Raw genomic sequence first — 14,702 nt, 5'->3', positions numbered from 1 at the left:
GCCGGACTGAAATTCCCCTTAGGAACATTGGGCAGGTCTGAAAAACAATCCATCACATCAGCCAGCCTCACCCATGCCGGCGAAACCAAGCCTCTGACGGAGCCGAACCCAATCGAGTACCCCTCAGACTTTCCCCTCGAAGTCGCTGTGGATGTACTTGCAGTCGCAGTAGCCGCATTCGACCCAGCCCGTGTCGCGGGGAATTTGCAGCCAGACGCGGGGGTGGCCCAGGGCACCTTCGCCGCCGTCGCAGGCAACGCGGTAGGTGTTCACGATCCGGGTTTCTGGCGCGTCTTGGCTCATCGGGGCGTCCTTGGCTAGGGGCTCTTGCTGGGCCGGTTATGCGACAAGAGCGGGTCCGGGACAAGGCCGGTTTAATGCCCGAGATCAGCGGTCAATGCGCAGCAGGTAGCAGTTGTTGCGGGCAGAGCGGACGTGGACATAGGCGATGGCAGGATCGGCCAGCAGGGTTTCGGCGCGGGTGGCGACCTGCTCCGCCGGGATCACGGCCCCGGTGCCATAGACGATGCGGTCGTCACGGCTATAGCCCTTTACAAGGTAATCGGGGGAGGTGGTGAGGATGTCGGGGGTGTCCATGCCGCCGCCCTGGGTGCAGGGCTCGGCGCAGAGGAAGATGGGGCCGAGTTCGGCGTAGGGGTGCAGGCCGTCGAAGGGGCGGTAGGCGAGGATCAGCATGTCCTGATCTTCGGGCACGTCGCGCAGGCAGTGGCGGCAGGGGGTGCCCTTGCCATCAGAGATGGCGCGTTCCGGGGGCATCGCGTGGGCGTCCGGCGCGCCGGACTGGAAGGCGCGGACGGTATTGGTCGGCAGGGCGGTGTAGCGCATGGTCGGGTCTCCTTTGGTTGCCGGTGTTATGGGCGGGCGCGTCGCCGCGACCAATCCGTTTCCTGCGCATCCCGCGCGCGGTGGTGAAAGTGGTTCAATCCGGCGCGCGGGCGGGGTAAAAGGCCGCAAAACAAAAGGCGGAGCAAAGCAGCATGGCACCCCCCAAACCGGTCGTCCTTTGTATCCTCGACGGATGGGGCATCTCTGACGTGGCCGAGGGCAATGCGCCGCTTTTGGCGGAGACGCCGCATTTCGACCGGATCATGGAGACCTATCCCCATGCGACGCTGATCACCCATGGGCCGGACGTGGGATTGCCCAGCGGGCAGATGGGCAATTCGGAAGTGGGGCATACCAACATCGGGGCGGGGCGCGTGGTGGCGATGGATCTGGGGCAGATTGACCTCGCCATCGAGAAGGGGGAGTTCGCGCAGAACCCGCCTTTGCTGGCGTTTACCCGCGCTTTGAAGGACACGGGTGGCACCGCCCACCTGATGGGGCTGGTGTCGGACGGCGGGGTGCACGGGCATCTGCGGCACATGGTGGCCGCGGCCAAGGCGCTGGACGATGCGGGCGTGCCGGTGGTCATTCATGCGATCACCGATGGGCGAGACGTGGCGCCGCGCTCGGCGCTGGGGTTCTTTGACGAGTTGGAAGCGGCTTTGCCCGAGGGGGTGAAGATCGTCACGGTGACGGGGCGGTATTTCGCGATGGACCGGGACAACCGTTGGGACCGGGTGGAAAAGGCGGCGCGGGCGATGCTGCGGGGTGAAGGGTTGTCTGCGGGGAGTGCGCGGGAGGCGGTTGAGGCGGCTTACGCGCGGGACGAGGATGACGAGTTTATTCAGGCCACGGTGCTGGGGGACTACGCGGGGCCGCAGGATGGGGACGGGTTTTTCTGCCTCAACTTCCGCGCTGACCGGGCGCGGGAGATCATGGCGGCGCTGGGCGATCCGGATTTTGAAGCTTTTGAGGTAGGTCAGCGGCCTGACTGGGCGGCGCTGATGGGGATGGCGGAATATTCCTCGGAGCATCGGGATTACATGACCACGATGTACCACAAGCCCGATCTGCCGAACACGCTGGGGGCCTGGGTGGCGCAGCACGGGCTGCGGCAGTTCCGGCTGGCGGAGACGGAGAAATATCCGCATGTGACGTTCTTTCTGAACGGGGGCGAAGAAAAGCCCGCCGAGGGGGAGGACCGGTACATGCCAAAGTCGCCGGATGTGGCGACCTATGACATGCAGCCCGAGATGTCAGCGGAAGAAGTTACGGATCGCTTCGTGGCGGCGATCGAGGATGGGTATGACCTGATCGTCGTGAACTATGCGAACCCCGACATGGTGGGACATACTGGCGATCTGGAAGCGGCGAAGGCGGCGTGTGAGGCGGTGGACGCGGGGCTTGGCCGGGTCCTGGCGGCGCTGGAGAAGGCCGGGGGTGCGATAGTGCTGGCGGCGGATCACGGGAACTGCGAGGTGATGGTCGACCCCGAGACGGGCGGGCCGCACACGGCGCATACGCTGAACCCGGTGCCGGTGGCGGTGATCGGGGCGCCGGAGGGGACGACCGTCAAGGACGGGCGGTTGGCGGATTTGGCGCCGACGGTACTGGCGTTGATGGGGCTGGAGCAGCCCGAGGAGATGACGGGGGTTTCGTTGATCGGATGATGCGCCTTGCCCTGATCCTTGCGCTTTGGCCCTTCGTGGCCATGGCCCAGACCCCGGCGGCGGACCATGCGCGCGCGGCGGCGGCGGCGCTGGAGGAGGCTTCGCGCCTGCTGGACGAGGCCGAGGGCGCGCGCGACCGGGTGCGGGCGCTGACGCAGACCATTCAGGCCTTTGAGACGGGACTGGGCGCGATGCGCGAGGGGCTGCGGCAGGCAGCGATCAACGAGGCGCAGCTGAGCCGCAGGCTGCAAGCGCGTGACGAGGAGGTCGCGGCGCTGCTTGGCGCTTTGCAGAGCATGGGTGGCGTATCGTCGCCGGTGGCGTTCCTGCATCCTGACGGGCCGATGGGCACGGCGCGGGCGGGGATGCTGCTGGCGGAGTTGACGCCAGCGCTGAACGCGCGGGCCGAAGCGCTGCGGACCGATCTGGAGAACGTGCAGATGCTGCGCGCCTTGCAGGTGGACGCGGCAGAGCGGTTGCAGGCGGGGCTGACCGAGGTGCAGGCGGCACGCACCGCTCTCAATCAGGCGATGGCTGAGCGCACGGATTTGCCGAAGCGCTTCACCGCCGATCCGGTGCGCACGGGTATCCTGATCGCCTCGACCGAGACGCTGGAAGGCTTTGCGAGCGGGCTGGCGGAGATCGTGACGGAAGAGATCGAACCTGCACCGGTGCGCCTTGACGGGCAGAAAGGGGACCTGCCGCTGCCGGTGCAGGGGCTGGTGCTGCGGCGGGCGGGCGAGGCGGATGCGGCGGGGGTCAAACGCCCCGGCATCATCCTGGCGACGCGGCCCGGTGCCATTGTCACCGCGCCTGCCGCGTCGACGATCCGGTACCTCGGACCACTTCTGGATTTCGGGAATGTGGTGATTCTCGAACCGCAGGCAGAGACGCTTTTCGTGCTCGCGGGGCTCGAAGTCGTCTATGGCGAGGCGGGTCAGGTGATCGCGCAGGGCACGCCCTTGGGGCTGATGGGCGGTGCGATGGCGGAAAAAGGCGATGAATTGTCACCCCTGCGTGAAGGGGCTGGCACAGACCGGACAGAAACGCTCTATATAGAGATTAGACAAGCGAACAGGCCCGAGGACCCCGCAGTGTGGTTCCGAACCGATGAGGATGGATAACAGAATGAAGAAGTTTGTGATGGCGGCCCTTGGCGGCACGGTGGCGGGCGTGATCGCGACAACGCAGATCGCGGCACCCCTGCTGGCACAGGAAAGCGCCAAGACCGAGAACGTCTATGAGCAGCTGGACCTGTTCGGCGACATCTTCGAGCGGATCCGCGCGCAATACGTGGAAGAGGCCGACGCAAGCGAGCTGATCGAGGCGGCGATCAACGGGATGCTGACCTCGCTCGATCCGCATTCGAGCTACCTGTCGCCAAAGGACGCCGCCAAGATGCGCGAGCAGACGCGCGGCGAATTCGGCGGCCTCGGCATCGAGGTCACGCAGGAAGAGGGCTTTGTCAAAGTGGTGTCGCCGATTGACGGGACACCGGCCGATGAGGCGGGGATCGAGGCGGGGGATTTCATCACCCATGTCAACGGCGAGAGCCTGCTGGGTCTCGTGCTGGATGATGCGGTCGAGCTGATGCGCGGGCCGGTGGGGTCCGAGATCGTGATCACCGTGGTGCGCGAAGGCGAGCAGGAGCCCTTCGACGTGTCCATTATCCGCGACACGATCCAGCTGACCGCCGTCCGCGCACGTACTGTCGGCGACACGGTGGTGCTCCGACTGACGACCTTCAACGAACAGACCTATCCGAAGATGAAGGAACTGCTGGAAGAGCAGGTCGAGGCGCTGGGCGGGATGGATGCCGTCAACGGTTTCGTTGTCGACATGCGCAACAACCCCGGTGGTCTCTTGAACCAGGCCATTGCGGTTTCGGATGCCTTCCTTGAGGAAGGCGAGATCGTCAGCACCCGCGGCCGCGACGTGGCCGATAGCGACCGGGTGAACGCCACACCCGGCGATCTCGCCCAGGGCAAGCCCATTGTCGTGCTGATCAACGGCGGCTCGGCCTCGGCTTCCGAGATCGTCGCGGGCGCCTTGCAGGATCATCGCCGCGCGATAGTCATCGGGACCAAGAGTTTCGGCAAGGGGTCCGTGCAGACGGTGATGCCGTTGCGCGGCAGTGGCGCGATGCGGCTGACCACGGCGCGCTACTACACGCCCTCGGGCCGGTCGATCCAGGCCTTGGGTGTTTCCCCGGACATCATTGTCGCCCAGCCACCCGCACGGCCGGAGGCAGACGAGGCCGATAGCCCCGCGCGTCCGCTACGCTCGGAAGCCGATCTGCGCGGCAGCCTGAACAACGACAGCCTGACCGAGGACCAGATCAAGCAGATCGAGGCAGACCGCGCCAAGGCGGAGCAGGCCGCCGAACTGCGGGAAGAGGATTATCAGCTGGCTTATGCCATCGACATCCTGAAGGGATTGTCGGCGCTGGGACCGTCGGCCAACTGATGAACGCGTTCGCCAAACGATGATCGGGGGCGGGGCCGGAAGGCCCCGCTTTTTTGTCTTCGGTAGCTCCGTGCGGCGCTCAGGAGAGCAGCCTGCGAAGGTGACCGATCGCGCGTTCGGAGCGCTCCTGGCAAAAAGCATCGGATAGCGCGGGCAGGCGTCCGATCACGCGGCGGATCTGCAGATCACCTACCAACAGATCAAGGTAGAGACCGGCCGCCGCATCAGCATGGGCGAAAGACAGCTCTCCCTCGGTCCTGGCACGTTCAAGCGTCCGCACGATCAGCGGAAAGACCGAGTCCCGTCCCGCCTGAGACAACGCAGCCCCCAATTCGCCGCTGGGGTCTGCCGCCGCCGCGCGGTTGAGCGCAATGGCACGGTCGCCCAGCAACAGGGCCAGCAGACGGGGGCCAAGCAGCGCAAGGATAGCGAGGCCATCCCGCTCCGCCGTCAACTCGGCTTCGAGAAGCGCCTTCACCTCGGCGGCGTTGCGTGTCACCAGCGCCCTGAACAGGCCCAGCTTGTCTCCGTACCAGTTGTAAAGCGTTTCGTTCGACGCGCGGGCCTTTCGGGCGATACCCTGCATCGAGGTACCGGCATACCCCTTCTGCTCAAGCAATTCGTAGGCGGCCACCTCGATCTGCTTCTGGCGGAGCGATCTGTTCTCTTCGCGCATTTCTTTTTCACCCGTCCGTTGACAAGAATCGTAATCGGAATTACGGATATCTGCAACCGTAATCATAATTACACTTTTGGAGACTGACATGCCTAAACATCAAAGACCCGTCATCGCTGCCCTTCTGGCGCTCATCGTGCTGCAATTGATCATGCTCTCGGCCCTCTACGCGGGCGTTCCCCCGCATCCGCCGGTCGCGACACCGTTGTTCGGGATCGCACCCTTCATCGGGATGTCCGTCGCGGTGGCGCTGGCGGCGCTCGTGATGGGACCTGCTGACACTAGCACAGGGCGCATTCTGAGCGGGCTCGCCGTCCTCTGCGCACTCGTGTCCTTCGGACCGCAAAAATACCTCGACCCTCAGTTTGCGCTGATCTGGCCTGCGGTTCTGACCGGGCAGGTTGCGGCGCTCGTCGTGCTTGCAAGCGTATTCGGAGTCATCCGCGCGGATCAGACGGATGAAGTTGCCCGCCACGCCGCGCAAAGGGCGGGCTGACGCCGTGCCGATCAAAATGGAGACTTGAGGTGGATATCACTCTTGCCGGATTTGCCCTTGTGGCCTTGCTGACCATTGCCACGCCGGGGCCGACCGTCCTGCTGGCACTGACCAACGGGTCGCGCTACGGGATGCATCAGGCGGGCTATGGCATGCTGGGGGCCGCGGCCTCGGACCTTGTCCTGATCGGGGCCGCGGCGCTGGGGTTGGGCGCGCTTTTGGCGGCTTCGGAGTTCTGGTTCAGCGTGGTGAAGGGGATCGGTGTGATCTACCTCGCCTATATCGGTATCCAGATACTGCGGCCGTCGGGCGATGCTGGCACGGCAGGTACAGCATGCGATGGCGACGGCGTCCGCGGCAGGGCACTCTCACGTCGCCTGTTCCGAAAGAGCTTTCTCGTCGCGGCGACAAATCCAAAGGGCTATTTGTTCTTCGCGGCCTTCCTGCCCCAGTTCGTGGACACTTCGGCCCCGATCGCGACGCAGTACGCGACGCTGGCGGCAACCTTCGTGCTCATCGACCTGGCGGTCATGGCGATATACGCGGGGCTTGGCTCACATGCCGCCAGACACCTGCAGGGTGCCGGGGTCAGATGGATGGAGGGCGGCTGTGGCGCGGTGCTGCTTGCCCTGGCCGGGGTGCTAGCGCTCTACCGGCGTCAGCCGCTCTGAACCCATTCGGCCTGCAAGCACACAGGGGGGGCGGCGCAAGGCGTTGGCCCCCTACATCGTTTCGACGCAATGCCTGCGGAACGCGCGCTTCAGCATGTCGAGTTCCGCGCGCAGGAGGTTCATTTCGGCGCGGATATCCTCGCTCAGTTCGTCGCCCGCGATCAGGGTGATGTGACCGATCTTGGCGTCGGCCACCTTGTCGCGGATCAGGAGAGTCTGAATGCCATCTGCGATGGCATCCGGCGGGATTGGCACGGAAAGGGTCCAGTGATCGGCGCTCTGATTGTGGGTCAGGATGATGTTGGGCACCTTGCGGTCTTCGTGGGTCACCTCGATCTGGGGTTTGTCCTCGCCCATACCGGTGATGATACCCTGCCAGACGCCCTGCTTCATCCGTGTCTTGGTCAGTTGCAGACTGCTCATGCGCGGGCTCCCGTTACAAATGCGCGCGCGGACGACGCGAGAAGGTAAGATCGCGCAGGATCACCTGGTTCATCTGCGGGCCCTCGAAGATCAGGTCGATCCACGCGCGCTCCACCCGTTTTTCGTTGAGGTTGGTATAGGCAAGGTCGAATTCGACCTGATGCTTCTGCTCGTGCAGAGGCAGTTCGCGGACGATCTGTTCGGTGTTGGGGCCGTGTTTCACGTTGAGGCGCGCAAAGATCTCAAGCGGCTTTTCCATCTCGACGATGGCGTCCATGCGGATGAGATGGGTGCGTTTCAGCCCTGTGACGCCATCCTCCGGCAGATCGACCACGACCGAGAGAAAAGAGCCCTGGAAGCGGAAGACATCTAGGCGCAGACCGTAGGGGGCAAGGTCTTCCTCGCGCAGGTTGCGGAGTTGGCGCAGGGTCAGCTCGGAATAGTCGCAGTCATGAAAAAGCGTGACCTCATCGCCCAGCATCGACTTTGTCTCGACAGAGGAAATCCCCGGCACCGGCAGGGGCCCGCGCCAAAGCTCGGGCCGCCAGGCCCAGTCGGCGTTGTGAGGGCGGGGAAAGCTGTTGGAGCCGACCACGGGCAGGGCTAGCCGTTCGTCGGCCACATGAATCAGCTTGTCGATATGGGTCTTGAGCAAGCGCGCGCGGCTGCGCTGGCGGCGCAAGGTCGGCAAGTCGGTCTCATCCGCCTTGCGCGCGGCACGGGCCCAGCGCTGGATATTACGCGAGAAAACCGTGCCATCAAGAAAGCCGAGGTTGATCTTCGACATGAATGCTCGTGCCTTTTTTCGGCGCATTCTATCTGGGGTAAGGCTTTCGTTCAAATGAATTGGCACGAATTGCGCCGGTAATCTTCCTGCATGACGGTTTCGGGAGACGATGTGCCTTAGCTGCCCGCGCCCGAACCATCGATCAATTCATCCAGGATTCGGCGCCCCTCGCCGGTCAAAACGCGTCCGTTTTCAGGTCCATAGAGCGCCAGACCCATGAACTTGTCACCAAGCCGCGCAGTCCCGCGCCAGTGCAGGGGGGCCATGCCGTCCACCGGCGCTTCTCCGACAGCGCGGAAGATCACGCGGGAGGGCGTCTCGCTCAGGGCGGAGAGGTTGCTGAGGCCGAAGGCGGCAGCGGTTTGGGGGGCGGAGGGCAAGCCCTGTTCCGCCGCGGCTTCTGAGATGCTGACCGTGATGATACCCAACGGAGCATCGGCAGCGGCCGAGGGCGCGCCGAGCTTGTCGCACCGCGCCAGAAGCGCGAAACGCTGGCCAAGGCTCTTGCGGTCGATGCAGAAGCCGCGTGGGGGGACCAGCGTCACCGTGCCATCGGCCATCCGCGCCTCGGACAGCGCCATGTTGGGTGCCGCGCCCAGAAATCCACCCTGACCGGGTTCACATCCGGTCAGGCCTAACAGGCAGAGGGCGGCGACGCCTGCCCTATAGCTCCATGTAATCATGGGTTTCCGACTTGGCACCCGGGTGGGTCACGGCGCCAAGGTAGGTGGGGCCGACCAGCTGGGCGTATTTCCACAGCGCGCCAGAGGCGTAGTTCGTCGGGCGCGGTCCTTGCCACTCGGCCTTGCGCTTGGCGAGTTCCTCATCGGAAAGATCGACGGTGATCGAGCCTTCGATCGCATTGATGGTGATCATGTCGCCGTTCTTCAAAAGCCCGATGGGGCCTCCCATTGCCGCCTCAGGGCCGACGTGGCCGACGCAGAAACCGCGCGTCGCGCCCGAGAAGCGACCGTCGGTGATCAGCGCCACCTTCTTGCCCATACCCTGACCCGAGAGGGCGGCGGTGGTCGCCAACATCTCGCGCATGCCGGGACCGCCGCGCGGACCCTCGTTGCGGATGACAAAGACGTCGCCTTCCTTGTAGGTCCGGTTCTGGACGGCCTCGAAGGCGTCCTGTTCGCATTCGAAGACCAGCGCGGGGCCGGTGAAGACGATGCTGTCCTCGGACATGCCCGCGATTTTCACGATGGCGCCTTCGGGGGCGAGGTTGCCCTTGAGGCCGACAACGCCACCGGTCTTGGAAAGCGGCGTTGCGACGGAGTGGATGACCTTGCCGTCCGCCTCGCGCTCGATCCGGTCGAGGACTTCGCCCATGGACTCGCCCGTGGCGGTCATGCAGTCGGTGTGGATAAGGCCCGCCTTGCGCAGCTCCTTCATCACAACCGGCACGCCGCCTGCCTCGTAGAGGTCCTTGGCCACATATGCACCGCCGGGCTTCATATCGACGAAATAGGGCGTGTCGCGGAAAATCTCGCAGACGTCATCGAGGAAGAAATCGATGCCCGCCTCATGCGCCATGGCGGGCAGGTGCAGACCCGCGTTGGTCGAACCACCCGTGCAGGCGACGATGCGCGCGGCGTTCTCGAACGCCTCGCGGGTGCAGATGTCGCGGGCGCGGATGTTTTTCTCGATCAGGTTCATCACGGCGGCACCGGAGGCGCGGCCATATTCGTCGCGGTCCTTGTAGGGGGCGGGCATGCCGGAGGAGTTCGGCAGCGCGAGGCCGATGGCCTCGGACACGCAGGCCATGGTGTTGGCGGTGAACTGGCCGCCGCAGGCACCGGCCGACGGGCAGGCGACGCGTTCGAGGATATCGAGCTCGGCCTCGGTCATGGTGCCGTTCTGGTAGTTGCCGACCGCTTCGAACATGTCCTGCACGGTCAGGTCGCGGTTGGCGAAGCTTTCCGGCACCTTGGCCCCGGCGGGTGCCTTGCCCGGCAGGATCGAGCCGCCGTAGAGGAAGACGGAGGGCACGTTGAGACGCAGCATGGCCATCATCATGCCCGGAAGCGACTTGTCGCAACCGGCAAGGCCGACGATGGCGTCGTAGCAATGGCCGCGCATGGTCAGCTCCACCGTATCGGCAATGGCCTCACGCGAGGCGAGGGATGAGCGCATTCCCTCGTGGCCCATGGCGATGCCGTCGGTGACAGTGATCGTGGTGAATTCGCGCGGCGTGCCCTGTTCGGATTTCACGCCCGCCTTGACCGCCTGTGCCTGACGGGAGAGCGCGATGTTACAGGGCGCGGCCTCGTTCCAGCAGGTGGCGACGCCGACGAGGGGCTGGTGGATTTCCTCGTCCGTCATGCCCATGGCGTAGTAGTAGGACCGGTGCGGCGCGCGCGCGGGGCCCTCGGTCACGTGGCGGCTGGGCAGTTTGGATTTGTCAAAGCGTTTGTTGGTGGACATGCCGGGCTCCCTGAAAGTCGTTTGCACCGGAATAGTCGGGCCGGGCGGGTGCTGCAAGAGCAGGCTACGCCAGAGCCCCTTGTTGTAATGGCCGCTGGAGGGGCCTACCTTGGGTTCAACGACGTCCAGGGACTGACACGGCCCCTACCCCGCACGAGAAGCCCCTGCATGGAACGCAGCCTGTTTGCATTTATCTGGAAGTACTCCAAGCGCGACCAGATCTTCCTGCTGGCCTTCACGGTATTCACCTTCCCGTTTCTCTACTCGACGCTTGAGCTGCCCAAGCGGATCATCAACGACGCCATCGGTGCCGACAACAGCGTCGTCGATTTCATGGGCAACCAGATCAGCCAGGTGCAATTTCTGATGGTGCTGTGCTTTGCCTATCTGGCTGCCGTGGTGGTGCATGGTCTGCTGAAAATGCGGCTGAACACGATGAAGGGCGTGCTGGCCGAACGCCTGCTGCGCCGGTTCCGGTTCCAGCTGATCGCCCGGATGATGCGGTTTCCGCGCAGCTACTACCAGAACACCAGCCAGGGCGAGTTGGTCAGCATGGTGACGTCGGAGGCCGAGCCGATGGGCGGGCTGATGGGCGATTTCGTCGCACAGCCGGTGTTCCAGGCGGGGCAGATGCTGATCATCGTGATCTTTCTGTTCCTTCAGTCCTTCTGGTTCGGACTGGCGGGTGTGGCACTGATCCCGTTGCAGGCCTGGCTGATCCCGATGCTGCAACGGCAGATCAACCTGCTGAACAAGGAGCGGATCAAGGAGGTTCGCCATTTCGCCGCCGAGATCGGCGAGACCGCGGCGGGGATCACCGACCTGCGCACGAACGGCGGCTGGCGTTACAGGCTGGCGCAGTTCACCGACCGGCTGGGAAGGCTCTTCGAGGTGCGTTTCCGCATCTACCAGAAGAAATTCTTCATGAAGTTCCTCAACAACTTCATTACCCAGCTCACGCCGTTCTTCTTCTATGCCGTGGGCGGTTACCTCGCGATCAATGGGCAGATCACGGTGGGCGCATTGGTGGCCGCGCTTGCCGCCTACAAGGACCTGTCGAGCCCCTGGCGGGAGCTTCTGCTCTACTACAACCAAACGCAGGACATGTCGTTGCGCTGGGATATCGTGGTAGAGCGCTTCGCGCCGGACGGGATGGTCGACGAGACACTGTTCGAAGGGACGCCGGAGGAAATCCCGCATCTGAAGGGGGATATCGAGCTGACCAACGTCTCGGTGCGCGGGTCGGGGCGCGACATGATCCTGCAGGACATCACCCTGCATATCCCAGCCGGATCACAGGTTGCGCTGCAAATCCCCACCCAGTCGGAACGCACCGCCATGGCCGATCTTCTGACGCGGGAAATCGTGCCGACGCGCGGGCGCATCACCATGGCCGGACACGACCTGTCGCAGCTTCACCAGGCGGTGATCGCGGCGCGCATCGGGTCGGCCAATGCGCAACCCTACCTGTTTCAGGGCACCGTGGGGGATAACCTGCTCATGGCGCTCAGAACCAGCCCCAAGACGGTGCTCTGGGACCCCAAGCACAAGGACCGTGCGGGCATCGAGGCGCGGCGCGCCGGCAACAGTCCCGACAGCACACAGGCCGACTGGCTCGACCCTGCGCTGGCGGGGCTGAACACCACCGAGGACGTGCAGCACTTCTGGTACGAAATCACCACGGCGTTGGGCACGGCGGACGTTATTTTCGAGCGGATGCTGCATTCCCAGATGGACCCCGAGATACACCCCGAACTGGCCCGGCGTATCGTCGGCCTGCGTGACGAAATCGCTGCGCGGCTACGCGAAGAGGGGCTCGACAAGGTTGTCTACCGCTTCGATCCCGACAGCTTCAACCCCGCAGTACCCCTGGGCGGGAACCTGATGTTCGCAGCCCCCAAACGCGACATCAGCCAGCAGGGTTTGGTCGCGGAAAAAGGGTTCCTTGCCATGGTCATTGACCAGGGATTGGCCGCGCAGGGGATCGCGATTTCGCAGACTCTGGTCGAAACACTGCACGAGACATTCGGCCGCGATGGTACCGACCATCCGCTTTTTACCGCGCTGGGCATCGACGACGCGCTTTACGAGCGGCTTGTCGATATTGCCGCGCGGCGGCGCGAACAGGGGGACGAGGCGCTCTCGGAAGAGGAGTTCGCCCTGCTGCTCACGGTGCCCTTCGCCTTTACCGCCGAACAAATCGGCCCGTCTTTTCCAGAAAGCTTCAAGCAGGAAATCCTGCGCATCCGCCGAACCAAGGGGGCGCAGCTTCGCGATCAGGCTGGCGAACTCTTTGTGCCGATCGAACCGGAGAACTACCTGCCTCGGCTGACCATCCTTGAGAACCTGCTCTATGGCCGCGTCTCCTCGATGGCCGGGCTGCAAGCCGACCTCGTGCAGGACGTGGTGACGAAAGTGCTCGAGGAACACGGGCTGAAGCAGATGATTTCAGTCAATCTCTTCGACCAGGAAACCGCCATCGGCGGTGCGAACCTGCCGGTCGCTTTCCAGCAACGCGCCGCCTTTGGCCGCGCGGCGATCAAGCGGCCCGATGTGCTGGTGCTCAACCAGTCGCTGGTGGGCCACGACCCCGAAACGCAGGTGCAGATCCGCAAGCGCCTGAGCGCGCTGTTGCCTGACACAACGCAGATCTATCTCAACGACAGTTTCGCGCATCCCGAAGAATTCGACATGCATGTCGTGATCAACCAGGGTCGTATCGACGGGGTGGCACAGATCGAACCGGTCGAGGACGAAAGCAGCGCCTCGGGCGATCTGCGGCGCAAGCTGCGCATCATCAGCCGCAACGAGCTTTTTGCGACGCTCGATCCGCGCAGCCGCAGGCTGCTAGCCTTTGCGGCCCAGTGGTACAAGGCCGAGAAGGGCCAGCGCATCTTTACCGTGGGTGAGAGGGCCGATGCCGCCTACCTGTGCCTTTCGGGGCGGGCCGAACTCGGCGTGGTCGACGAAGGCGGTACCATGCGCCATGTCTCGGATGTGGTGCCGGGGCGGCTGATCGGCGATCTGGCGATCCTGATCCGCGAGCCGCGCCAGCTTGATCTTATCGCCACAGAGGACGCGACCTTCCTGCGGATCGGGGCGGACCAGTACCGTGCCGTTGTGGAAAGCGACCGCGACGTCCTGCTGAGCCTGCTGCGCAAGGTGGCTGGCTATCTGGCGGGGGCGTCGGACATCATGATGGCCGCGGGCCTCGAGGTGCCGCGCGAGATGGGGCCGCACCGAAGGGCCCTGCAGGCCGAGATCCCGGAAGAGGTCGAGGAATGAGCCGCGCGCCTGCCTATGCGCCGCACCGGCTCTTCGTCGCCCCGGCGCGCGCCTATCCACAGCTCTGGCGTCTTGGCGTCGGGCTCTTTCTGGCGACATTTGCCTATCTCGCGCTGAACCAGATCTTCTTCCGGGTGATCTACGGGCTGACGGCTGGGGCCAATTCCCGGCTGGTGGAGGATCTGCGTAGCGGCGCGACCCCGGTGGCGATGTATATACTGCTGTTCAGTTTTGTCTTCATGTCGGTCGGCGCGGGCTTGAGCGCGCGGGTCATGCACCATCGCAGTTTCGCAAGCCTTCTGGGGCCGCTCAACCTGTTGTGGCAACAATTCCGCGCGGTGTCTTTTGCAATGATCGCAGTGATGGCAGCGGTCTTCCTTCTGCCGCCCTACGACATGGGGGGCGACTATGTGCCCAACATGCCGCTGGGGCAATGGCTGGTCCTCCTGCTGCCCTCGCTCTTCTTCGTGCTGGTGCAGGTGAGCGCGGAGGAGATCGTCTTTCGCGGTTATGTCCAGCAGCAGCTTGCGGCGCGGTTCCGCTCGCCCCTTGTCTGGATGATACTTCCTTCCGTGCTCTTCGCCCTGGGTCATTACCTCCCCGATGCAGCTGGAGAAAACGCGCTGACCATCGCGCTCTGGGCTTGCACTTTCGGTGTGCTGATGGCGGATCTGACCGCGCGGGCCGGCACGCTGGGCCCCGCCATCGCGGTGCATTTCTGGAACAACGTCTCGGCCATCCTGATCGTTTCGCTGCCGGACGAACTGTCGGGGCTGGCGCTTTACCTCAGCCCCTTTTCGATGGACGACACCGAGGCGCTTCAGGCCTGGCTGCCGGTGGATTTCGCGATGATGTTCGTGCTGTGGCTGGCGGCGCGCGTAACGATCCGGCGCTGATTGCAATTCCGCCCCCCGAGGCGTATTTCAGGGCAAGACCATGACCCGAGGCCCCG

The 14,702-nt window shown here is 64.3% G+C and carries 14 protein-coding genes; 7 read left to right on the top strand and 7 right to left on the bottom strand.

The features are described from left to right. Positions 1-123: 123 nt before the first annotated feature. Positions 124-303: a zinc-finger domain-containing protein gene (locus AB2B41_RS00950; RefSeq protein WP_367875856.1), complete on the bottom strand. Its 180-nt coding sequence runs from the start codon at positions 301-303 to the stop codon at positions 124-126. Positions 304-387: 84 nt separating this feature from the next. After that, complete coding sequence (locus AB2B41_RS00945) at positions 388-846, bottom strand: DUF1203 domain-containing protein (RefSeq protein ID WP_367875855.1); 459 nt, start codon at positions 844-846, stop codon at positions 388-390. A gap of 152 nt (positions 847-998) precedes the next feature. Between AB2B41_RS00945 and gpmI the strand changes: the two genes are divergently transcribed. From gpmI to AB2B41_RS00930, 3 genes are read left to right on the top strand one after another with little or no spacing between them, the layout of a single operon-like run. Continuing rightward, positions 999-2,516 (top strand): 2,3-bisphosphoglycerate-independent phosphoglycerate mutase, encoded by a 1,518-nt coding sequence (gpmI, locus tag AB2B41_RS00940; RefSeq protein ID WP_367875853.1) that lies wholly within the window; start codon positions 999-1,001, stop codon positions 2,514-2,516. Further along, positions 2,513-3,640: a murein hydrolase activator EnvC family protein gene (locus AB2B41_RS00935; RefSeq protein ID WP_367875852.1), complete on the top strand. Its 1,128-nt coding sequence runs from the start codon at positions 2,513-2,515 to the stop codon at positions 3,638-3,640. The genes gpmI and AB2B41_RS00935 overlap by 4 nt, the downstream gene beginning before the upstream one ends. 4 nt (positions 3,641-3,644) lie before the next feature. Continuing rightward, the gene (locus AB2B41_RS00930; protein ID WP_367875851.1) at positions 3,645-4,982 is read left to right on the top strand and encodes a S41 family peptidase; all 1,338 of its coding nucleotides are present in this window, start codon (positions 3,645-3,647) and stop codon (positions 4,980-4,982) included. A gap of 79 nt (positions 4,983-5,061) precedes the next feature. Here AB2B41_RS00930 and AB2B41_RS00925 read toward each other — a convergent pair whose 3' ends face one another. Further along, the gene (locus AB2B41_RS00925; protein WP_367875850.1) at positions 5,062-5,658 is read right to left on the bottom strand and encodes a TetR/AcrR family transcriptional regulator; all 597 of its coding nucleotides are present in this window, start codon (positions 5,656-5,658) and stop codon (positions 5,062-5,064) included. An 88-nt stretch (positions 5,659-5,746) separates the two neighbouring features. Between AB2B41_RS00925 and AB2B41_RS00920 the strand changes: the two genes are divergently transcribed. Both AB2B41_RS00920 and AB2B41_RS00915 read left to right on the top strand, forming a co-directional pair. Continuing rightward, positions 5,747-6,154 (top strand): hypothetical protein, encoded by a 408-nt coding sequence (locus AB2B41_RS00920; RefSeq protein WP_367875849.1) that lies wholly within the window; start codon positions 5,747-5,749, stop codon positions 6,152-6,154. Positions 6,155-6,183: 29 nt separating this feature from the next. Next, the gene (locus AB2B41_RS00915) at positions 6,184-6,825 is read left to right on the top strand and encodes a LysE family translocator (RefSeq protein WP_367875848.1); all 642 of its coding nucleotides are present in this window, start codon (positions 6,184-6,186) and stop codon (positions 6,823-6,825) included. 51 nt (positions 6,826-6,876) lie between these two features. On the opposite strand, the gene AB2B41_RS00910 is transcribed toward AB2B41_RS00915, so the two are convergent. The 4 genes from AB2B41_RS00910 to ilvD all read right to left on the bottom strand — a co-directional run bounded on the left by AB2B41_RS00910 (position 6,877) and on the right by ilvD (position 10,465). Continuing rightward, entirely contained in the window at positions 6,877-7,248 is a 372-nt protein-coding gene (locus tag AB2B41_RS00910; protein ID WP_367875847.1) for a hypothetical protein, read from the bottom strand. 13 nt (positions 7,249-7,261) lie between these two features. Further along, entirely contained in the window at positions 7,262-8,035 is a 774-nt protein-coding gene (locus AB2B41_RS00905) for a DUF6478 family protein (protein ID WP_367875846.1), read from the bottom strand. 116 nt (positions 8,036-8,151) lie between these two features. Continuing rightward, complete coding sequence (locus AB2B41_RS00900) at positions 8,152-8,718, bottom strand: hypothetical protein (RefSeq protein WP_367875845.1); 567 nt, start codon at positions 8,716-8,718, stop codon at positions 8,152-8,154. Next, on the bottom strand, positions 8,699-10,465 hold the full coding sequence (gene ilvD, locus AB2B41_RS00895) for a dihydroxy-acid dehydratase (RefSeq protein ID WP_367875844.1): 1,767 nt from the start codon (positions 10,463-10,465) through the stop codon (positions 8,699-8,701). Before ilvD ends, AB2B41_RS00900 begins: the two co-directional genes overlap by 20 nt. Positions 10,466-10,633: 168 nt before the next feature. Between ilvD and AB2B41_RS00890 the strand changes: the two genes are divergently transcribed. Together AB2B41_RS00890 and AB2B41_RS00885 are read left to right on the top strand one after the other, a co-directional pair. Then, a complete protein-coding gene (locus tag AB2B41_RS00890) occupies positions 10,634-13,750 on the top strand; it encodes an ABC transporter transmembrane domain-containing protein (RefSeq protein WP_367875842.1) in 3,117 nt (1,038 codons plus the stop codon). Then, positions 13,747-14,646, top strand: a complete 900-nt coding sequence (locus AB2B41_RS00885) for a CPBP family intramembrane glutamic endopeptidase (protein WP_367875841.1) — start codon at positions 13,747-13,749, stop codon at positions 14,644-14,646. The genes AB2B41_RS00890 and AB2B41_RS00885 overlap by 4 nt, the downstream gene beginning before the upstream one ends. Positions 14,647-14,702: the final 56 nt, after the last annotated feature.

The sequence above is a fragment of the Sulfitobacter sediminis genome (genome assembly GCF_040811725.1).
Taxonomy (GTDB): Bacteria; Pseudomonadota; Alphaproteobacteria; order Rhodobacterales; family Rhodobacteraceae; genus Sulfitobacter; species Sulfitobacter sediminis.
Note: the sequence above shows the minus strand (reverse complement) of the source record. Positions and strands in the feature narration are given on the sequence as shown.

What these genes read in the sequence shown, in the direction of transcription:
- AB2B41_RS00950 (WP_367875856.1), bottom strand. Translation starts at nt 303, where the DNA reads ATGAGCCAAGACGCGCCAGAAACCCGGATCGTGAACACCTACCGCGTT.
- AB2B41_RS00945 (WP_367875855.1), bottom strand. Translation starts at nt 846, where the DNA reads ATGCGCTACACCGCCCTGCCGACCAATACCGTCCGCGCCTTCCAGTCC.
- gpmI (WP_367875853.1), top strand. Translation starts at nt 999, where the DNA reads ATGGCACCCCCCAAACCGGTCGTCCTTTGTATCCTCGACGGATGGGGC.
- AB2B41_RS00935 (WP_367875852.1), top strand. Translation starts at nt 2,513, where the DNA reads ATGATGCGCCTTGCCCTGATCCTTGCGCTTTGGCCCTTCGTGGCCATG.
- AB2B41_RS00930 (WP_367875851.1), top strand. Translation starts at nt 3,645, where the DNA reads ATGAAGAAGTTTGTGATGGCGGCCCTTGGCGGCACGGTGGCGGGCGTG.
- AB2B41_RS00925 (WP_367875850.1), bottom strand. Translation starts at nt 5,658, where the DNA reads ATGCGCGAAGAGAACAGATCGCTCCGCCAGAAGCAGATCGAGGTGGCC.
- AB2B41_RS00920 (WP_367875849.1), top strand. Translation starts at nt 5,747, where the DNA reads ATGCCTAAACATCAAAGACCCGTCATCGCTGCCCTTCTGGCGCTCATC.
- AB2B41_RS00910 (WP_367875847.1), bottom strand. Translation starts at nt 7,248, where the DNA reads ATGAGCAGTCTGCAACTGACCAAGACACGGATGAAGCAGGGCGTCTGG.
- AB2B41_RS00905 (WP_367875846.1), bottom strand. Translation starts at nt 8,035, where the DNA reads ATGTCGAAGATCAACCTCGGCTTTCTTGATGGCACGGTTTTCTCGCGT.
- AB2B41_RS00900 (WP_367875845.1), bottom strand. Translation starts at nt 8,718, where the DNA reads ATGATTACATGGAGCTATAGGGCAGGCGTCGCCGCCCTCTGCCTGTTA.
- ilvD (WP_367875844.1), bottom strand. Translation starts at nt 10,465, where the DNA reads ATGTCCACCAACAAACGCTTTGACAAATCCAAACTGCCCAGCCGCCAC.
- AB2B41_RS00890 (WP_367875842.1), top strand. Translation starts at nt 10,634, where the DNA reads ATGGAACGCAGCCTGTTTGCATTTATCTGGAAGTACTCCAAGCGCGAC.
- AB2B41_RS00885 (WP_367875841.1), top strand. Translation starts at nt 13,747, where the DNA reads ATGAGCCGCGCGCCTGCCTATGCGCCGCACCGGCTCTTCGTCGCCCCG.